This window comes from Mesorhizobium sp. Pch-S (assembly GCF_004136315.1).
Classification (GTDB): Bacteria; Pseudomonadota; Alphaproteobacteria; order Rhizobiales; family Rhizobiaceae; genus Mesorhizobium.
In genome coordinates this window covers 4478755-4501324 of the sequence record NZ_CP029562.1, presented here as the reverse complement: position 1 = coordinate 4501324, position 22570 = coordinate 4478755, and the positions used below count along the sequence as shown (strand labels likewise).

At 62.6% G+C, this 22570-nt stretch carries 21 protein-coding genes; 10 read left to right on the top strand and 11 right to left on the bottom strand.

The genetic code is table 11. From position 1 onward, the window contains the following. Positions 1-72: 72 nt before the first annotated feature. A complete protein-coding gene (locus C1M53_RS21130) occupies positions 73-609 on the bottom strand; it encodes an OmpA family protein (protein ID WP_129414019.1) in 537 nt (178 codons plus the stop codon). A gap of 305 nt (positions 610-914) precedes the next feature. Here C1M53_RS21130 and C1M53_RS21125 point away from each other — a divergent pair, with 305 nt between their 5' ends. Further along, entirely contained in the window at positions 915-1379 is a 465-nt protein-coding gene (locus C1M53_RS21125; RefSeq protein WP_245488232.1) for a hypothetical protein, read from the top strand. Positions 1380-1387: 8 nt separating this feature from the next. On the opposite strand, the gene C1M53_RS21120 is transcribed toward C1M53_RS21125, so the two are convergent. The 9 genes from C1M53_RS21120 to C1M53_RS21080 form a co-directional block, all read right to left on the bottom strand. Next, a complete protein-coding gene (locus C1M53_RS21120; RefSeq protein ID WP_245488231.1) occupies positions 1388-2629 on the bottom strand; it encodes a caspase domain-containing protein in 1242 nt (413 codons plus the stop codon). Between the two features lie 7 nt (positions 2630-2636). Next, on the bottom strand, positions 2637-3734 hold the full coding sequence (locus C1M53_RS21115; RefSeq protein WP_129414017.1) for an OmpA family protein: 1098 nt from the start codon (positions 3732-3734) through the stop codon (positions 2637-2639). A gap of 441 nt (positions 3735-4175) precedes the next feature. Then, the gene (locus C1M53_RS21110; protein WP_129414016.1) at positions 4176-5135 is read right to left on the bottom strand and encodes an alpha/beta hydrolase; all 960 of its coding nucleotides are present in this window, start codon (positions 5133-5135) and stop codon (positions 4176-4178) included. Between the two features lie 155 nt (positions 5136-5290). Continuing rightward, complete coding sequence (locus C1M53_RS21105) at positions 5291-6496, bottom strand: MFS transporter (RefSeq protein ID WP_129414015.1); 1206 nt, start codon at positions 6494-6496, stop codon at positions 5291-5293. A 115-nt stretch (positions 6497-6611) separates the two neighbouring features. Further along, a complete protein-coding gene (locus C1M53_RS21100; protein WP_129414014.1) occupies positions 6612-8042 on the bottom strand; it encodes an aldehyde dehydrogenase family protein in 1431 nt (476 codons plus the stop codon). 60 nt (positions 8043-8102) lie between these two features. Further along, the gene (locus C1M53_RS21095) at positions 8103-8966 is read right to left on the bottom strand and encodes a MaoC family dehydratase N-terminal domain-containing protein (protein WP_129414013.1); all 864 of its coding nucleotides are present in this window, start codon (positions 8964-8966) and stop codon (positions 8103-8105) included. A gap of 127 nt (positions 8967-9093) precedes the next feature. Continuing rightward, positions 9094-10848: an iron ABC transporter permease gene (locus tag C1M53_RS21090; protein ID WP_129414012.1), complete on the bottom strand. Its 1755-nt coding sequence runs from the start codon at positions 10846-10848 to the stop codon at positions 9094-9096. Further along, on the bottom strand, positions 10845-11900 hold the full coding sequence (locus C1M53_RS21085) for an extracellular solute-binding protein (RefSeq protein WP_129414011.1): 1056 nt from the start codon (positions 11898-11900) through the stop codon (positions 10845-10847). Before C1M53_RS21085 ends, C1M53_RS21090 begins: the two co-directional genes overlap by 4 nt. 136 nt (positions 11901-12036) lie before the next feature. Continuing rightward, entirely contained in the window at positions 12037-12834 is a 798-nt protein-coding gene (locus C1M53_RS21080) for an alpha/beta hydrolase (RefSeq protein ID WP_129414010.1), read from the bottom strand. Between the two features lie 553 nt (positions 12835-13387). Between C1M53_RS21080 and C1M53_RS21075 the strand changes: the two genes are divergently transcribed. Genes C1M53_RS21075 through C1M53_RS21055 form a run of 5 tightly spaced genes read left to right on the top strand, consistent with a single transcriptional unit; the run spans position 13388 to position 17681 of the window. Beyond that, complete coding sequence (locus tag C1M53_RS21075; protein WP_207213028.1) at positions 13388-14287, top strand: thiolase family protein; 900 nt, start codon at positions 13388-13390, stop codon at positions 14285-14287. 3 nt (positions 14288-14290) lie between these two features. Next, positions 14291-14698 carry an OB-fold domain-containing protein gene (locus C1M53_RS21070; protein WP_129414009.1) on the top strand — a complete coding sequence of 136 codons (408 nt, stop codon included), beginning with the start codon at positions 14291-14293 and terminating at the stop codon, positions 14696-14698. A gap of 12 nt (positions 14699-14710) precedes the next feature. Further along, entirely contained in the window at positions 14711-15442 is a 732-nt protein-coding gene (locus C1M53_RS21065; RefSeq protein WP_129414008.1) for a dienelactone hydrolase family protein, read from the top strand. Beyond that, positions 15439-16524: a CoA transferase gene (locus C1M53_RS21060; protein ID WP_129414007.1), complete on the top strand. Its 1086-nt coding sequence runs from the start codon at positions 15439-15441 to the stop codon at positions 16522-16524. The genes C1M53_RS21065 and C1M53_RS21060 overlap by 4 nt, the downstream gene beginning before the upstream one ends. After that, the gene (locus C1M53_RS21055) at positions 16521-17681 is read left to right on the top strand and encodes a CoA transferase (RefSeq protein WP_165358203.1); all 1161 of its coding nucleotides are present in this window, start codon (positions 16521-16523) and stop codon (positions 17679-17681) included. Before C1M53_RS21060 ends, C1M53_RS21055 begins: the two co-directional genes overlap by 4 nt. Here C1M53_RS21055 and gcvA read toward each other — a convergent pair. Then, positions 17659-18621, bottom strand: a complete 963-nt coding sequence (gene gcvA, locus C1M53_RS21050) for a transcriptional regulator GcvA (protein ID WP_165358202.1) — start codon at positions 18619-18621, stop codon at positions 17659-17661. The two genes, C1M53_RS21055 and gcvA, sit on opposite strands and share 23 nt — an antisense overlap. A gap of 221 nt (positions 18622-18842) precedes the next feature. Here gcvA and C1M53_RS21045 point away from each other — a divergent pair, with 221 nt between their 5' ends. The 4 genes from C1M53_RS21045 (at position 18843) to C1M53_RS21030 (ending at position 22551) form a co-directional block, all read left to right on the top strand. Continuing rightward, on the top strand, positions 18843-19520 hold the full coding sequence (locus tag C1M53_RS21045) for a glutathione S-transferase (RefSeq protein ID WP_129414004.1): 678 nt from the start codon (positions 18843-18845) through the stop codon (positions 19518-19520). Then, entirely contained in the window at positions 19517-20686 is a 1170-nt protein-coding gene (locus C1M53_RS21040; protein WP_129414003.1) for a thiolase domain-containing protein, read from the top strand. The genes C1M53_RS21045 and C1M53_RS21040 overlap by 4 nt, the downstream gene beginning before the upstream one ends. 8 nt (positions 20687-20694) lie before the next feature. Continuing rightward, positions 20695-21078, top strand: a complete 384-nt coding sequence (locus C1M53_RS21035; protein ID WP_129414002.1) for a Zn-ribbon domain-containing OB-fold protein — start codon at positions 20695-20697, stop codon at positions 21076-21078. Positions 21079-21186: 108 nt separating this feature from the next. After that, entirely contained in the window at positions 21187-22551 is a 1365-nt protein-coding gene (locus C1M53_RS21030) for an MmgE/PrpD family protein (protein WP_129414001.1), read from the top strand. The last annotated feature ends 19 nt before the right edge of the window (positions 22552-22570 follow it).

Below are 22570 nucleotides of genomic sequence, written 5' to 3'. Positions count from 1 at the left end.
GGGGAGCCTTGCCAAGGCAAGGCTCCCCGATTTCTCGTCACTGTCACGGCTGAGGGGCCGACGCCGGCCGCCTTACTCGGTCCTGATCCGCATTTCCACGCGGCGATTGACCGGGTCGTAGGGATCCGCAACGCGAGGATGCGACTTGCCCAGGCCGACAGCTCGAAGCCGGGCCGGCTCGATGCCGTTCGCCGTCAGGAAGGCAGCCACCGACTGAGCCCTTCGCTGCGAGAGGTTCTGATTGTAGCTGTCAGAGCCGGTCGCATCGGTATGACCTTCGACCACAAAGCTGAAGGTACTCAGCCGCTTGTCCTCCAGCGCCCTGGCAAATTCGTCGAGCTCGCTGCGGGCAGTCTGGTCGAGTTGAGCCGAATCCAGGGCGAAATTGATCATCATATCGAGGCCCGCCCTTTGCGGCGGTTTCCCGCTTTTGTCAGCCTTGCCCTTGCACTCTTCCTCGGTTCCAACACAGATTCCGCGCGACGTACCAAGGCTGCCCTGGCTGGTGAAAAATTTCACGATGTCTTCTGATTTCTGAAGCGGATCGGCGGAAACATGCGTGGAGAAAAGAAAGACCGCCAATACCGAGGCTAAGCTGCCCCAACGCATAACCGTCTCTCCTTTCGAGCGGATTTTGCTGGTGCAGACCATATCAAATCGAACGGCAATTGTCTGTGAACAAACTCACGTTGCCGGAATCCGTCACCTGCTAAAGCTGAGACTTGACCCGCGCTCGACCCCGGGCTTGAGTGCGATGCTGCTCTTGTTCGGGTGTTACAGCCATGGCCAATGAACTTGGATATAGATCGGCAAGGGATCTTTTCCTCGCGTGTCCCGCCATCGCCAGGGACATGAAAGCGCCTGCCACCGATCGGCCTCCGCTCGAGTTTTGCCGCGCCTTGCTCGCAGGGCGCGTGCCGGAAGAAGCAATCACCTTCTGTGCCTATCTCCTGCCCGAGCGGGCGGCGGTCTGGTGGGGTCATGAATGTCTGCGCAATCTGGCGGAACTCCTCGCCGGCGTGGATCTGCAATTGCTGGCGATTGTTCACGACTGGGTTGCCGAGCCGGAAAACCCGCGTCACCGAGCCGCCTTGAGCAGCGTCATCGATGTGTCACCCATCACCCCGGCTGCCTGGATTGTCCTTGCAGCGGCATGGCAGGACCCGGCCTTCAACATGACCTCGACCGGATATCCGGCCGCACATGCCGTCAATGCCGGCATTCTGACGGGGCTGGCGAGCGTCTCGCTGGTGGATCGCTTCACAGTGCTTTCAGCCTTCGTGGAAATGGGCATCCAGATCGTGGAGATGGAAGCGCAACGGCAATCGACCGACGGCTCCAGGCTTTCCGATTGGTCGAGGCGAGCCCCTTCAGCCTAGATCCGGCATCACTGGCAGCCGCTTTGCGCCCATTTGGCCAACGCTACCTTGAAGCGCGTGCCCAGGGGATGCTGCAGGCGCATGACGGACACGTCATTGGTAGCAAAATTCTTCGCCTGCTCGCAAAGCCGCGCCTCATTCCACTGATGGCAGCCGTCGCAGTGCTTGCCCTGCCACATCGACTTGTCGAGGCCTTCGACCGGGCTGAAGAGCGGCTCGCCCATGATGAGCTGGGCAATGCTCTTGCCATCGATTGCCGGGTCGCCGAATTTGATCGGGCGATCGAAGAAGATCGGCTCGTCGGTTTCCAGCTTCGGTATCTTCTGACGCAGGACATCGAGCGCTAGTTGGTCGCCGTTTTCTTGGCTTGCCGTCACGCCGGTATTGCGCGTCCCGGAGTTCGCCTCCTCTTGCGGTGGACGCGCTTCTCCCACAATCAGCGGCGCATTGAGATCGACCTTGTGCAGCACGACCTCGGTGGTCAGCGAGACATTGATCCAAGGCCGCTGCTTGCCGTTTGTCGCCTTGAAGACGTCGCTGGTCACTCGGTTCACGGCTTCGGTGATGGAAATGTTGGTTTCGCCGATATGTTGCAACAGCGCTTTGGTGAAAGGTGAGTGATCACCCGATCCGTCATAGGTCAGCTGGTTTGGACTGGCGGCGAAGGCGACCAGCGTGCCGGCGCCGCCATTCTCGATCGGAATCTCGGCAAGACCACTGCTTGCACCCTTGACGCCGGCAGTCTTTGCCAGGACCTGCGCAAGCGGATTGTCGCGGCAGGCGTCCAGGAACACCAGCCTTATGCTGGTTTCGCGCGACATCTGCCGCAGGACGAAATCGACCGAGACCGCCTCGAAATCGAGCGAGGTCTCGTCCTCGAGAGCGGCGTCGATCGGAAGCAGGTAATTCTTGCCCGACACCTGCAGCCCGTGGCCGGCATAGAAGAAAAGCGCGACGTCGGCACCTCGCACCTGCTTTGCAAACTGGGCGACCGTGGTCTGCGTCTGCTGTTTTGTGAGGTCAAAGCCGGAGACCACTTCGAAGCCTAGGGCCTGCAGCCGCTCGGCCATGGCCTGGGCATCGCGTACCGGATTGGGAAGCGCCGCCGCATGTTCGTACTGCGAATTGCCCAGCACCAGCGCGACGCGGCGTTCAGCGCTGGCGACCGTCAGACCCAGGAGCAGAACGAACACGGCCAGTACGGTGGCACGGAGCATGCCACCGGAGAAGGCGATCGCACGGGAACCCACGACGGCCTCAATTGGCGAGCTTGCTGGTGGAGAATTCGATCCGCCGGTTGAGCGCCTTGTTCTTGGGCGTATCGTTGGCGGCAACAGGCCGTTCCTCGCCGTAGCCGGCAGCGCTGATCTGGTTGCGCGGCACGCCGTCGACAATCAAAGCATCAGCCACGGCTTGGGCCCGCCGCTCCGACAGCAGCTTGTTTGCTTCCGGCGATCCGTCGGAATCGGTATAGCCGGACACCTCGACCTTGAGTGTCGGGCATTTGCCGACGACCCCTTCAACTTCTGTCAGCAGCGGACGGCTCCTGGCATCGAGCCTGGCGCTCGCGGGGCGAAAATAGATGGCGCCGGTGCGCGAGAGTACGGCAAATCTGTTGAGGCATTCCTCATCGCTGAAATTGGCTTTCGCGGCATCGGTGGTGACGGGACCAACCGCGCCTGCAGCGACAGTCTGGATCGCGGCCGGCTTGCTGCCGTCCACGGCGAAGACGAAATCGAAGGAAACCGACGCTGTCGGCACGATGTTGGTCACATTCGCCGCCTGTTGCAGCTTTTCGACGTTCGGCAGCAGGCCAAAATCCTCAACGCGAACCGCCACCGGTGCCTCCGAAGCGACAGAGACCTGGGTGTCGCTGATCATGGTGACGACGACACTCGCCTCCAGCTCCTTGTCGACACCATGCAGGTTGAGGCGGAACGGCAAGGTAGTCTTGACCCGGCGCTTGCTTGCAAGATCGGCGAAAGCCGCGGGGTTCACCTTTGCTGTCACTTCCGCCGTCGGGTAATTGAATGTCTCGAAGAACAGGAAGCGCATGCGGACGTTGCGGAGATCGACGCCGGTGTCGACTGAATTGAGGTCAAAGCTGATCTTGGCGTCACCGGCCGAACTCAGCGTGCCGGTGATGTTCCTGATCTTGTTGGTCTCGACGATGGTGTTCTTCTTGACCGACTGGTAGGTGAGCACGGAAGCGGACGGATCGAGCGTCCAGTTCGGCGCGGCGCCCGCCGCCGTCTCCAATCCGCAGAACAGCAAGCCAAGGAGGGCGATGCCGATCAGGCCGATAGCTTGCGGCGCGGGCTTTGCCCGCCGCCAGTCTGTAGCAACTTCAAACATGGAGCGCCCCTGCCAGGACAACCAGTTCTCGTAGGCTGCAGCATAAAGCAATTGTGTTTGTTTGGCGAGAAAATCCAGCAATCGGCGACCTCCGACGGCAGGGGCAACCGCGCGACCAGCGCAGGCTTCGTGCTTCGCAAAGCTTTGCGGGAAGCGGGGCTCCGACACGCTTGCAGTTTCGCGGCATGGCAAATCCTTGGCTGCTCTGTCATTCGATCAGCAGCAGGAACGCAGCTTGTGGCGCAGCGGTCTGTTAGCGAATTCACATTTTGCCGCGCAGTTTCCCCGGGCGTGTCACGCCGAACCTGACCGCGCGACGCGCCATGGGGCCTGGCGGCCTCTCCCGATGCGATAGATGCCCAGGCTGTGGCACAGAGCCATCAGAGACAATGGCAGGGTCGGGTACGGAGATATACTTCCGCACCCGACTGCGGAAACGCTTTAGCGCGTCGCACCGTTGCGCTTGACGAAGTCGAGCACGACCCGGTTGAAGATTTCCGGGCGTTCCCAATAGGCCGAGTGCCCGCATTCCGGAACGACGAACTTTTCGGCGCCAGGGATACGGCTGTGCTGGATGCGCATCATCGACGGCGGCGTGTAGAGATCGGCATCGCCAGTCATCACCAGGACCGGCAGTTTCCAGGCGGCCAGATGGTCCCAGACCACCTTGTTGGCATAGCCCTGCCCTTTCATCTCACCGATCTTGGCCTTGTGCTCCAATTCGAGCCATGCCGCATGCCCCTGCGGGTCGAGATGGCGATAGGATGGGCTGAGTTCCTTGAAGTCGCCAGCCAGATCGTCGAACCCCTCCGGATAGATCAGCTTGTAGATGGCGCGATAATCGTCATTGGTGACGCCGACGATGGTGTTGACGAGCACCAGCGACTGGACCCTATCCTCATGCGAGACGGTGAAGTCGGTGGCGACCATGCCGCCGGCCGCGGTGCCGACGAGGTGGATCTTCTTGAGGCCGAGATGGTCGATCAGCTTGAGCAGGTCCTCCGAGCCGGTGCCGGGCTTTTCCGGATCGCCGAGCTTCGAATTCAGGCGGCCGCGGCGGGAGTAGCCGATCACGCGGTAGCCGGCATCCGCAAACACCGGTTGCTGATAACCCCAGACAGCACCGCTGCCGGTGCCGGCATGCAGGAGAACGATCGCCTCGCCGTCGCCGCCCGTATCGAAATACCAGATCGAATGGCCATCGCCGACGTCGAGTAATCCTTCCTTCTGCGCTTTCTGCTTCGGCAGGGGTGCCGGCACGACACCAGGATCTTCCTTGCTCTCGGTTGCGGCCGCGGCCGCATATGGCTGCATGGCCACCGCCGATGCGGCGGCCCCCAGCAAGGCCGCCTTGAAGGCCATGCGGCGGCTGATGACGCCCCCGGAATTGTCAGACTGCATTTCTCCCTCCTCTGAACGTACCCATCCGTGGCGGCGCTTCAATCCGCTTCGCTGGCTCGGGTTTCTTTCTGAACAGCGCGATGGTCGAAAGATTGGGCTGAATCGTCAAACAACTAATTCGCAAGGCCGTGTGACGAAACCTGCTGATGGACTGGCTACCAGGAGCGTGCGGCCAGCAGCCATGAGATCAAGGCGGCAGCGACACCGGCCGCCCCCAGCACAAGCAGGGTCACCGGCATGCTCACGGCATCCGCCATGCCGCCGAAGGCCAGTGCCCCCAGCGCATTGCCGCCGATGCTGGCGAAGAGCCAGAGTCCTATCGTGGTGCCGCGATAGGCGTCGGGTGTTTCGATCTGCATGACGGATTGTGCCGCGATTGCGGTGAAAGTGCCCGACGCTCCCATCAGCGCGGCAAGGCCGAGCGCAACGAACCAGTTCTGGACCAGTCCCATGACCACCACTGCCGCGGTACCGGCGGCCATCCAGATATAGCTGCGCTGCAACTCCTCCAGATGTTGCGTCTTGCGCTTGCGCAGCGTGATCGAGATTCCGGCGAGCAGCGCGCCGGTGCCAACGGCGGAAAGTATCTGCCCCAACCCGCTCGCGCCGCGCTTGTACATGCCGTCGGCAACCGCCGGCAGCACTTCCAGCAGCCCGCGCGGCACCAGCGCGGTGATCGTGGTGATCGTCATCGCCTGAGTCAGCCAGCCGTTCGCCCAGATATGGCGTGACGCCTCAACTAATTGGCTGGTTATCCCTTCCCGAGGTGCGACACCGCCTTCCCGTGTCCGGGGTCGAAGAAAGGCCAAGGCCGCCAGCATCGGCAAGGTCATCAGGATGGCCGCGGCGATCGTTCCGCCGGGATCCGTCTTCTCCAGAAGCAGGCCGCCGACCGCAGGACCGACCAGACGCGCGGCGTTGAAGTTGATGGAGATCAGCGTGATGGCGTTGGAGAGTGCCTCGCGCGAGACGATCAGCGGCACAAGGGTCAGCCGGATCGGCGTGTTGGCGCTCGAGGTAAGACCGAACAGCAGCGCGAGAACGCTCAGCATCCAGATGTCGAGCACGCCGAGCATGAACAGGACACCGAGTGCCAGCATGAGGATGCCGAGCAGCGCCTGCGTGGTCAACGCACCGCGTTTGATGTCGACGCGGTCGGCCAGCACGCCGAAAAACGGACCAGCAAACAGCGTCGGTGCAAACAGCAGGAATGAGACGATGCCGACCCAGGCGGCGGATTGCGTCAGCGTCCAGCTGAACCAGCCGATAACGACACGGTTGACCCAGATGCCGGTTACCGAGACGAAGTTCGCCGCGAGATAGAGGCGAAAACTCGTGCTGTTGAGTGCGTTGAGGTGCATGACGGTAATCGCGCGGACAGGAGGACGACAGGTTGCCGTTCGCGCGGTGCTCTATTGGAATGGCGTGGATCGATTGGCGCCAGGAGGCTCTTCCCGGCGCCAGAGACTGCTTGCGTCAGGCGGCTTCGTAACCGGCAATGCCCTTGATCTCGAGGAAATCCTCCAGACCGTATTCGGCGTATTCGCGGCCGTTGCCGGACTGCTTGTAGCCGCCGAACGGCATCGCCGCGTCCCAGGCTGGGTAATTGATATGGACGTTGCCGGTGCGCATGCGGGCCGCGACCTTCCGGGCGTTCTCGATATCCCTGGACTGGATGTAGGAGGCGAGCCCGTAGACCGTGTCGTTGGCCAGTTCCACCGCGTGGTCGACACTGTCATAAGGCAGGATCGACAGCACCGGCCCGAAGATCTCCTCGCGCGATATGCGCATGTCGGGCGAGACATCCGCAAACACCGTCGGGCGCACGAAATAACCGCGGTTCAGGCCAGCGGGGCGGCCCGGACCGCCGGTCAGCAGCGTCGCCCCTTCATCGATGCCGCTCTGGATCAGGTCCTGGATCTTGTCGAACTGGATCTGGCTGACCACCGGCCCGAGATCGATGTCGGGCGCATTGGCCGGTCCCACCGCGAACTTCTCCGCTGCCGCCTTCGCGATGGAGGCGGCCTCGTCATGCCGATCGCGCGGCACGAACATGCGGGTCGGCGCATTGCAGGACTGACCGCTGTTGCCGAAGCAGCCGGCGACGCCCTTCTCCACGGCAACCGAAAAGTCGACGTCGGGCAGCAGGATGTTCGCAGACTTGCCGCCGAGTTCCTGGCTGACACGCTTGACGGTATCCGCCGCCGCCTTCGCCACCAGGATGCCGGCGCGGGTCGAGCCGGTGAATGACATCATGTCGACGTCGGGGTGGTTGGCCAACGCCTGGCCGACAGTCGGGCCATCGCCATTGACGAGGTTGAAGACGCCCTTGGGCACGCCCGCCTCTTCGAGGATTTCGGCAAAGATGATGGCGTCGAGCGGCGCGACCTCGCTCGGTTTCAGCACCATGGTGCAGCCGACAGCCAGCGCAGGTCCGACCTTGCAGGTGATCTGGTTGAGCGGCCAGTTCCAGGGCGTGATGAGACCGGCGACCCCGATCGGTTCGCGCACCACCATCTGCCGGCCCTTGGCCTGCCGGAACGGATAGTCGCGCAGCACCTCGGCCGTCTTCTTCAGGTGCGACAGGCCGATGCCGACCTGCCATTCCAGCGAAAACTCGCTCGGAGCCCCCATCTCGCGCGAGACGACAAGCGCAAGATCCCGGCTGCGCTTCTTGTAAACATCGATGATGCGGTTCAGGAGATCGAGCCGCTCCGCCACGCTGGTAGAACCATAGCTCGCAAAGGCCCGCTTCGCTGCGGCAACGGCCTTGTCGACATCCGCCTTCGAGCCGAGTGAAATCTCGGCGAAAGCCTCCTCGGTCGAGGGATCGATGACGTCCAGCCGCCTCGGCTCGACCGGGTCGACCCAGGCGCCGTCGATATAGAACTGCAGATCATGAGACATGGTTTCCTCCAGTGCTTGATTTGCTTCGGCCCGAGCCAGCCTGGCCAGGCGTGACGCGGGCTAAGCCGGCCCGGTTAAGTCAAAACGGCCCACGGCGCTGGCTGTCATGGACACGCGGCCGGACGGTCCCTCGATCCAGAGGCTGTCGCGCTCCTTGCCGGCACCGGCGCGGGCGGTGAGTTTGTGCCCGGCAATGGCGGGCGACACGCCGCGGTAGACAAAACGACGTGGAACGCCCGCATCCTCCGCTGCCAGGTTGAGAAGCAGTGTCGCCTGGATCGGCGCGTGCACGACCAGGCCTTCGTAGCCCTCCGTCTCGACAGCATAGGGAAGATCGTAGTGGATGCGATGCCCGTTGAAAGTGATGGCGGAGTATCGAAACAGGAAGGTCGGCGACGTCGCCACTGACCAGTCCCGGCTTGAACGTCGCACTGTTTCGGCTTCCTCGCGCGCCAGCCGCTCGGCAGTGCGAGGCGACTGTCGGGCCGCTTCCCGATAAACGATATCGTGGCGTTCCCGCACGGCGACGCCACGCTCCGTCACATAGTCGCGCTCGACACCGACGAACCACAATTCTCCGGAACGCCCATCTTTGCGTGCAACATCGGCGATAGTCGAGATGCGTCGCACACGATCGCCGACGCGCAGCGGATCGAAGGTTTCGATCCAGCCACCCGCCCACATGCGGCGTGGCGCCGGTACCGGCGGCAGTTCCCGGTTCTTCATCGGATGACCGTCTGGCCCGAGTTCTCCCATCCGGGCGATCGAAGGCGCCAGGCACCAGTGGATGCCGAGCGGCGCCAGACCCGCAGGCACGACGGCGAGATGAGGATCGAACACGGCGCGGAAACTCTCCACGAGCCGTCCCGTCACGACATCTTCTTCTTCGCTTCTGCGGCCGATCCACTCGGCAAAACTCGTCATGCCACTGCCTCCGCGCGGCCCGCCCTCGGGCCGGCCAAAATCCCGCGCTCCGGCCAACGCGCCCGGAACGTTTCGCCTGCTTTTGTTTTCGGCTGGTGATCAGCCGAACATCCCGGAACGAGATGTCTTAGAACGAGATGCCGCCGCCGCTGGAGCGGCGCTGCACAAGGAAATAGAAGATCATCGCAACGATGCTCATCATCGCCGACCACAGAAGACCCAGCGCTGCCACCTCGCTGAACTGGCCGTTGATGGCCTGGTCGAAGATCGCGACCGCGATGGTCTTGGTATCGGGTCCTGCCAGGATGATCGCCGTCGACAGGTCGCGCGATGCATTGAGGAACACGAACAGCCAACCTGCAACGATCGACGGCATCAGCAGCGGAACCACGATGCGGCGCAGCATGCCGAGCGGCGTTGCCCCGCAGACGCCCGCCGATTCCTCCAGCTCCTTGTGAAGCTGCAGCGAACCGGTGAAGGTGTAGCGCATGCCGAACGGCAGATAGTGAACGACGAAGGCGATGACGACGATGGTCAGCGTCGAATAAAGCGGGATCGGCGAACGCAGCGCCAGATCCATCATCGCGACGCTGAGCACGATTGAGGGGATCAGCATCGGCAGCGCGATCATCTGGTCGAGCGCCGTGTGATAAACACGCCGCCTCGCCACCAGCCAGCCGCAGATCACCATCAGCAGCATCGTGACCGTGGCAGCCGACGCCGACACGATCAGCGTGTTGGTGACCAGTTCCAGATAACGGTCGTCGGTTAGCACCAAGGCGAAGTTGTCGCTCGTCAGCGACGAAAACGCCGACCAGCGCACCGGGCGAATGAAGGGCGTGACGGCGACCCAGAGCAGCATCAGCAGCGGCAGCACCAGCACGATCAGCACGTTGAGCAGGACGATGCCGCCACACACCCAGCGCGCCCAGCCCAGGGCCAGCGGCCGCGGCTTGTAGCCCTTGCCGGTCACCGTCGCGAAGCGCGACGCGTTCATGGCGAGGCGACTGTAGAGATAGAGCAGCCCGGCGACGACAATGGTCAAGGCGACGGAGAAGGCGCTGGCGTAGCCGATCTGCGGCGGAACGGTGCGGATGCTGTCATAGATGTCGGTCGTCAGCAGCTTGATGCCGGCACCGGTGCCGACCAGCTTCGGGATGTCGAACGCCTGCAGTGACCGAATGAAGATGAACAGCGCTGCCGCGAAGGCTGCCGGTGCGGCCAGCGGGATGGAGACCCTGCGCATCATCTCAAAGACATTGGCGCCGCTCATGCGGGCTGCCTCCTCGAGCTCGGCATTGGCCATGCGGAAACTTGCGGCAAAAAGCAGGAAGGTCAGCGGAATCCAGCCAAACCCTTCGATGATGACCATGCCGGCCATTGAATTGACGTTGAACAGCAGACCACTGCCACCGGCCAGCCTGTAGAGGTCGTTCAAGGGCCCGGTCGGTCCGAGGAAGAACAGCCATGCCGGCACGTAGATGACGCCTGGAATGCTCAGCGATACGACCGTCATCAGATAGGCGAGATCGCGAAACGGCGCATTGGTGCGCTCGACGATCCAGGCCAGAGAACCACCCATGAGGATGGCCAGCACGGTCGACAGCAAGGCGAAGACAACGGAATTGATCGTGCTCTGCAGAAAATGCCCGTTGGCCGCGAGGCGTGCGAAGTTCTCCAGCGTGAAGGCGCCGGACGAACCATCGGGCATGATCTCGAACAGGCTGTTGCGCACCAGCGCGACGAAAGGCGGTAGGACGAGACAGCCGACAATGACCACCATCACAAGCGACAGCAGCCAGAGCGGATCGCGGTAACGCCGCCCGGCCCCGGAAATCCGGGGCCGAGCGTCCTGGGAGGAACCATCAATGATGGCCGTCATTTGAACAGCTCGTCATAGATCTTGAGCCAGGTCTTGAGTGGCTCGGCTTCCTGCGAGGCAACCTCAGGCGACAGCAAGGTGAACTTGAAGTTGCCGGTCTTGGGGCTGATCGCGGGGATCTTGGCCTGCACGTTCGGATGGCCGGGCGGGTAGTTGGCTTCGCGGATGATCTGCGCGCCGTCCTCGGAGAACAGATATTCGAGGAAGAGCTTGGCGGCATTCGGATGCGGTGCGTTCTTGACGATGGCGATGGCACCGAGATTGGCAACCAGGGGTTCCATCTTCACCCAGCCGATCGGCGCACCCTTCGCCTTGCTGATCTCCGCGTGATGGTTGTAGGTCATCACACCGATCTCGTACTGGCCGGAGATCACCTTGTCGATAGCGACGCGCTGGCTGCCCGGGTCACGGGCAATCTGCTGCTGGGAAAGCTTGCGCAGATAGTCCATGCCCTTCTCTTCGCCCATCGTCTGCAGGATGTTGCCGATGAAACCGGGAGGGCCTGAAACGCCGCGCGTATCGGTCCAGACCATCTTGCCCTTCCATTTCGGGTCGAGCAGATCCTCGTAAGTCTTCGGCGCCTGGTCGGCGGGAACCAGATCGGTGTTGTAGGTGGTGGTCAGGAACAGCGTGTAGATGCCCGAATAGAGCTTCGACGCCGGCTTGAACATCGGGTCGTAATCGGCAAGCGCCAGCGGCTGGTACGGCTCGATCAGGTTGGCGGCGCTGAGCGGAGCGATCGCGGTGCCAGGCGTATCAAAGAGATCGGCTTCCATCTTGCCGACACGCGCCTGGCTGGTCAGCTTCAGCACGGTATCGGCATCTCCGGTCGTGGCATACTTGACCTCGATGCCGTATTTCTTCTGGAAGCCCTCAGCCAGCGGGCGCACGACCTGCGGAACGATCAGGCCCGTGTACCAGACCATCTGGCCTTCGGCCTTGGCGGCATCGATGAGTTCCTGTGACGGATCGGCAAAAGCCGAAGCACCTGCCAGCGACAGCGCCAGCGTGGCTCCGGCCAGCCTCAAAAGAGTGCGGCGGGTATTGTTCAAAGAGTCCTCCCTTGTGTGGCCGGCTTGTTGGCAAGCCGTGTGGCTTGGTTGCTGCCAAGTCTCACTGATGGTGCATGTTGCTTGCCGGGCCCCTCAATCGTCAAACGACTAAAAAGACCCCATCCGTGAGGAATCCTCAACCGGAAGCCAAGCCCGACGATGCCGATACCCCTGCCGATCCTGAAGAGCCAGGCACGAAACCGATGCCATTCAGAAACGTCGCGATCGTTGCCGCGACGAGGTGGGGCGTCTCGATCGCCATCACATGGCCCGTGTCCAGAACAAGCGATTGCGCTTTTGGAATCCGGGCCGCGATTTCCGCGACATGAGCCGGCGGCCGAAAGCTATCGCGCGATCCCGCTGCCACCAGTGTCGGACAGGGCAGGCCCGCAAGATCGGCCGCAAGATCGAGGCCGATCAGCATGCGCCATGTCGCAGCAGAACTTGCCGGATCGGGCAGCGGCGCGCCATTGCTCGCCTGCGCCGGCGTCCCCTCCCGCGCGCTTTTCTCCAGCAGTTCGATCTTCTCGATCGTTGCGGCATAGTTGCCTGGAATAAGGCCGGTCGAGGGGGCAAGAAGCGCGAGTGCCGCCACGCGCGCCGGCCATTTTGCGGCAAACCGTATCGCCACCGACGCGCCGAGCGCCGCGCCGACAACAACGACCGGTCCAGCGATTTCCAGCCTGTCGAGAATGCCGGCAAGGTCGGCAGCCGGGGTATCCAGGCTCAACGATCCGGCGATGCGGTCAGACTGGCCGGCACCGCGCTGATCATAGCGAAGAACGCTCCAGCGCTCGCCGAGGTCCGCCACGATCCCGTCAAAACTCTCAAGCCGGCCACCCATTTCGTGCACCAGGACGAGCGTACCGACGTCGCGCCGCCGATGCTCGTAACGGAAGCGTGCACCATTGGCCTCAATCCACTGCGTCCCCATCCCTGCTCCTCCTGCAACCGGTCTTTGCGACAGGGCACGGCATGCTGTTCATATCGTCAACCGATAGAAACTGACCAACCGTTGAGTTCTTCTAGGCCAGCGCCGCTTTGCTATGGGCGCCACCACTTGGATGAGAATAGCTCAACAAACGTTACGCTTAAGTCGGTTGACGGACCAAGGCCCATCCAAGAACTGTGGCGGCAGTTGTCCGCCCCTTGGGCAACATGAACGACAGTGCAGAGAAGCAGAATGCGGCGGTGTGCGAATGCCGCGGGCGTGGAGGCGTGATGAGACTTGCCGGCATGGCTGCCAAGACAGCTTCGGTGATCGGTATTGGCCAAACGGACTGGCCCGCGGATCACGCCCGGGTCAGAGCAGGCCAGAAACCGCATGATTCTTATGGCTACGCAGCCGAGGCATTTGTCGCTGCTCTTGCGGATGCCGGCATCTCCCGGACGGATGTCGATGGTCTGATTGTCGGGCCGACGGTTGCCTATGAGCGCGTTGCGAACTGCTGGGGCTGGATGTCCGCTGGGGCGGTCAGGCCGACGCGATGCTTGCCGTCCTCGAAGCCTGCATGGCCATCCACGCCGGCCAGGCCGAAGTCGTCGCCCTGGTCTACGGCAATGACCAGCGTTCGGCCGCGGTGAACTATGGCGGCGCCGATGCACAGGGTGGTTCGGCCTTCCTGTCCTACATCTACCACGCCCCATGGGGCTTCACCTCGCAAGGTGCGCTCTATGCCTTGATGGCGCGGCGCTACATGCAGGAGCGAGGCATGAGCGAAGCGGAACTCGCCGAAGTTGCCGTCGCGCAGAGACTGGCCGCGTCACGCAATCCGCAGGCGCTGATGCGCAAGCCGATCACAGTCGAGGACTATCTCGCCTCGCCCTACATCTGCGAGCCGCTGCACCTGTTCGACTATTGCCTGATCAATGATGGCGGCGTCGCCCTGATCATCGCCGAAGCGGGCAAGGCCAGGCGCATCGGCCGGGCCCCCGTGCCGATCCATGGCATCGGGCGGCACGATCTCAACACCGGCGCCACCAGCCTCGAGCCTCGCCTGACCGACTTCTACCAACCGGCGCAGCAGGCCGTCGGCGAGCAGGTCTTTTCGATGGCCTCGCTTGGCCCCTCGGACATGGATGCACTGCAGATCTACGACAGCTTTTCGCTGCACATCCCATTGGCGCTGGAAGGCTACGGCTATTGCCGGACCGGAGAAGCCGGCAAGTTCATGAGCGAGCATGGCATTTCGCTTGCCAAGGGCCTGCCGGTGAACACCGGCGGTGGACATCTGTCGGAAAGCTACATGCAGGGCTGGAACCACCAGCTCGAGGCGGTGCGGCAACTGCGCGGCGAAGCCGGCGAGCGCCAAGTGCCCGACTGTCGCCATGTCCACTACAGCTCCGACGTTGCCGGCAAGGCCGTCTCGATCATCTACGGACACTGAGCCATGGCAAACTCCCAACGCGTCCTGTCGCTTTACGACCTGCCCCTGTGGGACAGCATGGAACGCCAGAAAATGGCGTTGCCGAGATGTGCGCATTGCGAGCGCTTCCGCTATCCGCCGGGACCAATCTGCGGCGAATGCAATTCGATGGACTACGAATGGGCCGAAATCTCCGGCGAAGGCACCATCCTGTCATGGGTGGTCTTTCACCGGCAGTATTTCGAGGACTACCCGCAACCCTACAATGTCATTGCCGTGCGGCTGGCCGAGGGGCCGATCGTCGTTTCCAATCTTGTTGGCGAGGAACCACAAGGGAGCTGGATCGGCAGGCCGGTATCGATAACTTACCGGCGTCATCTCGACAGAACCCAGCATGCTTTCAAGCTGAAAGCCGCCGACACCAGCAGCTGAACCGAGGATAAGATGCGCGAAAACGAAGTACTCGTCGTAACCAAGCACGGCCGGATGCCGACTTTCACGGTCCGCCCGGATGGCGGCGGCCCCTACCCCGTCGTCATTCTCTACATGGATGCCCCCGGCATTCGCGAGGAGCTGCGTGACATGGCGCGGCGCATCGCGGCCCAAGGCTACTACTGCGCCCTGCCTGATCTCTACTACCGGCTGGGAACGGTGCGTTTCGACCTGCCGCGCCGGGACGATCGCATGTCTGCCGTCGTCGGCGCGTGCCTGCGCAGCATCGACAACGACACGGTCAACGAGGACACCGCCGGCCTGTTCGGCTATCTCGACGGTGAAGCGGACGCCAAGAGCGACAGGGTTTCCTGCGTCGGATTCTGCATGAGCGGACGCTATGTCGTGTCGCTGTCGGCCTATTTCGGCGACCGTTTTGCATCGGCCGCGTCCCTCTATGGCGTCGGTCTTTTCACCGAAGACGACGGCTCCCCGCACAAGCTGATGTCGCAGGTGAGAGGCGAGCTCTATTTCGGCTTCGCCGAGACGGACACGGCGACGCCTCCGGAAACGATTGCCGCGATCGAACAGGCGATCAAGGCAACGGGCGGTAATCATGAAAGCCAAATTCACCCCAACAGCCGCCACGGCTACTGCTTCACCGCCGGACGCGCCTACCAGCCTCAGGCAGCGGAAGCGACCTGGGCAAAGATGTTCAAGCTGTGGGAACGCACACTGAAATGAAGCCTGCACGTCCCTATGAAGGGCTGACGGTCATCGAGGCCGTCAGCGGCCCGCCTGGCGGTGCGCTTCGGCTTGCGGCTGCGATGGCCGGGCGCATCTTCGCCGACCTCGGCGCGAAGGTGATCCAGGTCGAGGACCATGCCTCTGCCGACGAGGCGACATCCGCAATCCCGGAGGCTCTGCGGCGATTCCTTTCAGCGGGGAAATCGGTGGTCGATTGCAGCCTTGACGGTGCATTCCTGACCGGCATCCTGCGCAAGGCCGATGTTGCGATCCTCGACCCTCAGGTCCATGGCGCGATCCCCGCCGATGATCTGCCGAAGAAGATCGCACTGCTTTCGCTTTTCGGCGGCAGAAATGCCGAAACCGACATCACGGCAACCGAATTCACGGTCGCGGCACTGGGCGGCTTCCTGAACATGGTGGGCGACGCCGAGCGCCAGCCCTTGAAACTGGTCGGTCACCAGGAAGCCTATGCGCTCGCCCTTGCCGCCTTCTGTGGCCTCTCCGCTTCCCTCGCCAGGGAACCAGGCTCGGATAGTGCGGCGACGATACGCGCCAGCCTGCTGGACATCGTCGTCTGGCTGAACTGGAAGGCCGTTCCGCTGGAACCGGATGCGCCAACGCCACCGGGGCGCGCCGGTGCGTCGGCAGAATGGCGCATCGTGCGTTGCGCCGATGGCTGGATCGCGCTGGTCTACCAGGAGCCGGACTGGCCGCATCTGCGCATGATGGTCAGGGATGAGCGGATCGGCCAGGACAAGTTCGCCACGCGCCAGGGGCGCCTTGAGAACGCCGTCGAGCTCGCCGAGGTCATCGAGCACGCATTCCTTTCGCGCACGCGCCGGCAGTTGCATGAAGAAGCGCTGTCGTTCCGGCTCCCCTTAGGACCGGTATGGGCGCCCGAAGAAGCGCTTGACGATCCACACAATGCAGCGCGCGCACTGTTCGAGGAATTACCGCATCCGCCCAAGGCGCAAGGCACGATTTTTGCGCCGCGCCTGCCGGTGCTGTGGAACGGTTCTGCATTCTCCAACACGATCGGAACCACGCCGGTCGCAACAGCGGTCGGCATATCGTGAGTGTACTTGAAGGCTGCCGTGTCCTCGATCTCGGCATCATCACCGCTGGCGCGGCGACATCTGCGATCCTGGCCGACCTCGGCGCCGAGGTTATCAAGATCGAATCCCCGACCTATCGCGATCCTTTCCGGTTGTGGCCAACCGGTGAAGCCAAAGCCGACGACGACATGCCACCGCTGTTTCGGGCCACCAACCGCAACAAGCAGGCGATCAGCATAGACCTCAAGCAGGCTGCCGGCCGCGAGGTCATGCTGCGGCTCGTGGCTTGCAGCGATGTCGTGGTCGAAAACTTCCGCCGCGGCGTACTGCCGAAACTCGGGCTTTCGTTCGAGGCGCTGCGCGCCGTCAACGACCGTATCATCCTCGCCTCGGTTTCCAGCCAGGGCGAGACCGGGCCGGACGCCAGTCATGTCTCCTACGGCTCGACGCTCGAAGCGGTGGCAGGGTTTGCCTGGGGAACCGGCTATCAGGACGACGCGCCGGTGATCAGCGGGCGGGACGTGAATTATCCGGACCAGGTGGCAGCGATCTTTGCCGCCAGCATGATCACCACCGCCCTCCGCTCGGTCCATCAGGGTGGCCCCGGCGTGCATCTCGATCTGTCGCAGCGCGACCTGACATCCTTCCTCATCGGCGAGACCTTCGTTGCGGCATCGATGGGAGAAGAAACCCGCCGCAGCGGAAATGCGCAGGAGCCATTCCTGCTGCAGGATTGCTTCCAGGCTGCGGACGGGACGTGGGTCGCCATCTCGGTTCGTGCTGCCGACCTCGATGCCCTGAACACTTTGCTTGGCCGAAGCATCCAGTTGCACGACGCCGCATTGCGAAGCGCGCTGGCCGCCCATGTCGCGGCGCGGAACAGCGAAACTGCAACCCAATCACTTCAAGAAATCGGGCTGGCGGCTGCGCCGTCTCAGGACGGCGCCGGCATGCTCAAACTCGAAGGTCAAAGTTGGTCGCACGCCATCCAGTGCTTCGACGGCAAACGCGTGAAGGGCTTTCCGTTCCAGATCGATGAAGCGCCGCTGGCGATCAAGCGCCCTGCCCCAGGCATCGGCGCCAACACTGCAACGATCCTGAGCGAGATCGCCGGCTACAGCGCCGACGAGATCACAGCACTTGCAAAAGCCGGTGTCATTGAGCTTGGTTCGGCTTGAGAGCCAGCACCGCCGGCCCCTGCGACTCCGCCAGCCAGGCCTCGAACTCGACCACCTGCTCCATGATCCAGTCGCGGAATTCCATGAGACGGGAATCGTTCTCCGACTGTTTGGCATAGGTCAGGTAATAGGCATTGCCGTTGTCGTGGACGAAGTCGAACGGGGCGACGAGACGGCCTGCGACGAGATCGCCGGCAATCAGCGATATCTGGCCGATGGCGATACCTATGCCTTCGATGGCTGCCTGATAGGCAAGGCTTGAGCTTTCGAAATGCAGGCCACGCTGATCGTCGATATCGTGCCCGCCGGCGGCGTCAAGCCAGTCGCGCCAGTCGTCCGGCCGGGCCATCGAGCACAGCAGCGTCGCCTCGTTCAGTTTTTCGACCGCCATCGTCCCGCCCATCGACGACAGGTAGGCCTGGCTACAAACCGGGACCAGCGCGCTGTCGGCGAGCCTGTGCGCAATCAGGTCGGGCCAGTCGCCCTTGCCCATCTGGATCACCACGTCGGCATCGCCGAGATGCAGCAGGTTGGCCGGCATCGGCAGGAGAGTGGTCGTGAGCTGGATCTGGCGCGTCGGGTAAAGCCGGTGGAACAGCGGCAGGCGCGGCATCAGCCAGCGCAGCGTGAACGTCATCGGGCAATGGATGCGCAGAGAACGCGCCCGGTGTGCGGACATCAGCCGCTTGGTAGCCCGGTTGATCTGTTCGAACGCGTCGCCGAGAGCGATCGAATATTCTCGCGCCTCGTCGGGTATCCTGAGATCGCGGCTCGTGCGCTCGAACAGTTCAAGGCCGAGCACGTCTTCGAGCAGTTTGATCTGACGGCTGATGGCGCCAGGCGTTACAAAAAGCTCTTCGGCGGCCTTGGTGAAGCTGACGTGACGGCCTGCAGCCTCGAAGGCACGCAGTGCGTTGAGCGGAGGAAGACGTTTCGACATGCTCATCCTTGAGAAATACTCATTCGAACATTCCAAATGGTCAATTGACCATCGTCACGATTTCGATTTGTCTAGACGTATGAATTCTGGCGATGTTGACGCAATTTTGCTTGCTAATCAACTACCCCGATGCTCCCTGGAAGAATGATTTTGCAACGACGACAAAGATGATGGCGTTGCAGAAAATGTATGTGGCGATTGATTTTTTCTGAGCCGTAAAAATGAAAAAGATGAAACTCTACGGATCCTCCAGATCGCCTTATGTGCGCAAGGTCTTGATCGCCGCTCACGAGACGGGAGCAATCCGCGATATTGTGGTGGAGCCGATGGTCGTGACGGCCCTGGCCGCGAACCCGACCATGCTCTCGGTCAACCCTCTGGGGCAGATCCCGACGCTGATCCTGGACGACGGCCAGGCGCTGTTCGATTCAAATGTGATCTGTCGTTATCTCGATCTCGTGCCTGGCAAGGCCCAGTTGCATCCGCGCGAAGTTGCCGCGGAAATCGCGATGATGCGCCTGCTGGCACTTGGCGACGGTCTTATCGCGGCGCTCATGAGCCTGCTTTCGGAGAAATCGCGCAACCAGCCGGACCAGTCGGAGCGGCGCCTGGCCGCACTGAAGGAGAAGCTGCCACTGATCTTTGCCGCCCTCGAAGCCGAGGCGCCCGGGATGATGCATGCGCCTTTCGACATGGCGCAGATCGCGATCGCGTCGGCCCTCTCCTACATCGACTTCCGCCTGCCGGCCGACGTTGTCTGGCGTGACGCTTACCCCTCATTGGCAAACTGGTTTGCGGCGCTCAGCCAGCGGCCATCGGTCGTCGCGACGGCCTATTTCGACGAACTGGCGGCGGCCGCCGCCAGTTCCGGAAAACAGGAAAAAGCAGGAAAAGCATGAGCATCAACGGACAAGCCTACATCGTCGGCGCCTACGAGCATCCCACCCGCAAAGCACCCGACAAATCGCTGCCGCAGCTCCATGCCGAGGTGGCGTTCGGGGCGCTCGCCGATGCCGGCCTCAGCAAGGACGACATCGACGGTTATTTCTGCGGCGGTGATGCGCCGGGTACGGGACCGCTGTCGCTGGTCGAATACATGAACCTTAAGGTGCGCCACGCCGATTCCACCAATGTCGGTGGCTCTTCCTACATCCTGCATGTCAACCACGCGGCCCAGGCGATCGCCGCAGGCAAATGCAACATCGCGCTGATCACGCTGGCTGGCAGGCCGCGCAGCGAGGGCCAGCAGAAGGGTGCGCCGCAGCGCATCGACAACCCGGTGCAGCCGGACTTCCCATGGGAACAGCCTTTCGGCATGACCACGCTCAACGCCTATGCGATGTGCGCCATGCGGCACATGCACCAGTTCGGCACGACGCCGGAGCAACTGGCATGGGTCAAGGTCGCTGCCTCGCATCATGCCCAGCACAATCCGAACGCAATGCTGCGCGATGTCGTGACGGTCGAAGACGTAGCGAACTCGCCGGTTGTCGCCGATCCGCTGCGCCGGCTGGATTGTTGCGTCATCAGCGACGGCGGTGGCGCGGTCATCGTCGCCCGCCCCGAGATCGCCCGCAGCCTTAAGCGGCCGCTGGTCAAGGTGCGCGGCGCTGCCGAAGCGATCAAGCATCTTGCTGGCGGCGATGTCGATCTGACCTATTCCGGCGGAGCCCGTAGCGGCGCGCTTGCCTTCGAAGAAGCCGGGCTCACTCCCGCCGACATCAAATATGTCTCGGTCTACGACAGCTTCACCATCACGGTGATCATCCAGCTGGAAGACCTCGGCTTCTGCAAGAAGGGTGAAGGCGGCCGTTTCGTCGCGGACGGCAATCTGATCTCTGGCATCGGCAAGCTGCCGTTCAACACGGACGGCGGCGGCCTCTGCAACAACCACCCCAACCATCGCGGCGGCATGACCAAGATCATCGAGGCGGTGCGCCAGTTGCGCGGTGAAGCCCATCCCGCCGTGCAGGTCGCCAATTGCGATCTCGCCATGGCGCACGGCACCGGCGGCCTGCTCGGCACGCGCCACGGCTCGGCGAGCCTCATCCTCGAACGCGAATAGGAAGCATCATGTCCATCTTGTCGAACACGCTACCGCATCACCCGGAAATCCAACCGTTCTGGTCCGCGCTCGAGGAAGGCCGTTTTCTGGTGAGGGGTTGTCGCAGCTGTGGGCGGGTGCACTGGTATCCCCGTGCCCATTGCCCCTTCTGCACCAGCGCCGACACCGAATGGCGGGAAGCCAGCGGTCGTGGAACGATCTATTCCTACAGCATCATGCGCCAGGCCAAGCCTCCCTACGCCATCGCTTATGTGTCGCTCGAGGAAGGTCCGACGATGATGACCAACATCGTCGACAGCGACCTGGAAGCGATCCGCATTGGCAAGGCGGTGGAGATTGCTATCCAACGGCAGCCCGACGGCGACGTGCTGCCGATGTTCAAGCTCGCCTGAGCACGCCGTCGCGATGAATTCTCAAGCAGGCTTGCCGAAAGCTCGCTTGATCATCGCGCCACGCGTCTCGAAGCTCCCAATCAAGAAAAATCAGAGAGGAAACCGTCGATGCCCGCCCCCATATCCCGCACGCTTGCCGAGTTTGCGGCCAAGCTGAAATATGAAGACATTCCCGACCTGGCGGTCGAAGCGATCAACACCGGCATGGCCGATACCGTCGGCGTCATGATGTCGGGCATCGGCACATCGGTCTCCAACATCGTCCTGGCCGAACTCGGCACGCGCGGCAGCAAGGGCGATGCCCGCATCTTCCTCGGCAAGGAACGCGCCTCGACGACCGAAGCGGCCTTCGTGAACTCGGCCACCACCACCAGCGTCGTCTATGACGACGTCGCTTTCTCCGGCTGTCACACCAGCACGATCCTGATGCCGGCGCTGATTGCCGAGGCCGAAGCCAGCGGCGCTTCCGGAAAGGATGTCATCCGTGGCTACGCCGCCGGTTACGAGGCCTGGGCGCGCCTTTCGGAACGCGACCCCGACTCCTATGCCGGCAAGGGCTGGCATGCGACGGCGGCGTTCGGTCCGACGGCGGCTGCAATCGCCATCAGCAGCCTGCACGGCTTCGACCCGGACACCACCTTGCGCGCCATCGGCATCGCTGCCGCGATGCCCGGCGGCATCACGGCAAGTTTCGACACCGATGTCGGCCCCTTCCAGGTCGGACGCGGTGCGGCTGCCGGCGTCATGGCGGCGCGGCTGGCCAGGGCCGGCATGACGACCCCGAATGACGGACTGGAACGCAGCGGTCGCGGTATGCTGGTCGCGCTTTCCCCAAAGGGTGCAGTCGACCTCGACACGCCGATCGAGGATCTCGGCAAGGCCTGGCGGCTGGAAACCGTCGGCATCAACGTCAAGCAGTATCCGTTCGGCAACATGAACCAGCGTGCCATCGACGGAGCTCTCGATCTCGTCCGGGAACATGACGTTTCGCCTGACGCGATCGAACGCGTGGACGTGATGATCAGCGAGGCGCAATATGCCGTCGTCTCGAAATCGCCGTCGACCATCAACTTTGTGCCGAGCCACAGCATTGCGCTTGGCGTCGCGGGCGCCATCATCTCGCGGCAAGGGACATTCTATGAGCTGAGCGAAGCCTTCTACAGCCAGCCGAAGGTTCAGGCGTTGATGAAGGTGATCACGCCGGCAACAGACAAGAGCATTCCCGCCGACACCCAGCCCAATCTCGGCTACAGCGGCGGCGTGCGCATCTATCTGAAGAACGGCACAATGCTCGAAAGCCCGAGCGTTCCCTATGCGCGCGGCCACTGGACACGCCGGATGAGCGAAGAGGAATTGTGGAGCAAATTTGCTGCCTGCAGCAAGCAGCAGCTGGATGAAGCCAAGGCGCGTCGCCTGTTCGACCAGTTGATCCACCTGCAGAACGTCGCCAGGATCAGCGACCTCGCGGCCTGACAAGCAGCGATCCGGCAAG

Bases quoted from the DNA above. Each gene is read 5' to 3' on its own strand.
- C1M53_RS21130 (WP_129414019.1), bottom strand. From the start codon at position 609: ATGCGTTGGGGCAGCTTAGCCTCGGTATTGGCGGTCTTTCTTTTCTCC.
- C1M53_RS21115 (WP_129414017.1), bottom strand. From the start codon at position 3,734: ATGTTTGAAGTTGCTACAGACTGGCGGCGGGCAAAGCCCGCGCCGCAA.
- C1M53_RS21110 (WP_129414016.1), bottom strand. From the start codon at position 5,135: ATGCAGTCTGACAATTCCGGGGGCGTCATCAGCCGCCGCATGGCCTTC.
- C1M53_RS21105 (WP_129414015.1), bottom strand. From the start codon at position 6,496: ATGCACCTCAACGCACTCAACAGCACGAGTTTTCGCCTCTATCTCGCG.
- C1M53_RS21100 (WP_129414014.1), bottom strand. From the start codon at position 8,042: ATGTCTCATGATCTGCAGTTCTATATCGACGGCGCCTGGGTCGACCCG.
- C1M53_RS21095 (WP_129414013.1), bottom strand. From the start codon at position 8,966: ATGACGAGTTTTGCCGAGTGGATCGGCCGCAGAAGCGAAGAAGAAGAT.
- C1M53_RS21090 (WP_129414012.1), bottom strand. From the start codon at position 10,848: ATGACGGCCATCATTGATGGTTCCTCCCAGGACGCTCGGCCCCGGATT.
- C1M53_RS21080 (WP_129414010.1), bottom strand. From the start codon at position 12,834: ATGGGGACGCAGTGGATTGAGGCCAATGGTGCACGCTTCCGTTACGAG.
- C1M53_RS21075 (WP_207213028.1), top strand. From the start codon at position 13,388: ATGCTTGCCGTCCTCGAAGCCTGCATGGCCATCCACGCCGGCCAGGCC.
- C1M53_RS21070 (WP_129414009.1), top strand. From the start codon at position 14,291: ATGGCAAACTCCCAACGCGTCCTGTCGCTTTACGACCTGCCCCTGTGG.
- C1M53_RS21065 (WP_129414008.1), top strand. From the start codon at position 14,711: ATGCGCGAAAACGAAGTACTCGTCGTAACCAAGCACGGCCGGATGCCG.
- C1M53_RS21060 (WP_129414007.1), top strand. From the start codon at position 15,439: ATGAAGCCTGCACGTCCCTATGAAGGGCTGACGGTCATCGAGGCCGTC.
- gcvA (WP_165358202.1), bottom strand. From the start codon at position 18,621: ATGTCGAAACGTCTTCCTCCGCTCAACGCACTGCGTGCCTTCGAGGCT.
- C1M53_RS21045 (WP_129414004.1), top strand. From the start codon at position 18,843: ATGAAAAAGATGAAACTCTACGGATCCTCCAGATCGCCTTATGTGCGC.
- C1M53_RS21040 (WP_129414003.1), top strand. From the start codon at position 19,517: ATGAGCATCAACGGACAAGCCTACATCGTCGGCGCCTACGAGCATCCC.
- C1M53_RS21035 (WP_129414002.1), top strand. From the start codon at position 20,695: ATGTCCATCTTGTCGAACACGCTACCGCATCACCCGGAAATCCAACCG.
- C1M53_RS21030 (WP_129414001.1), top strand. From the start codon at position 21,187: ATGCCCGCCCCCATATCCCGCACGCTTGCCGAGTTTGCGGCCAAGCTG.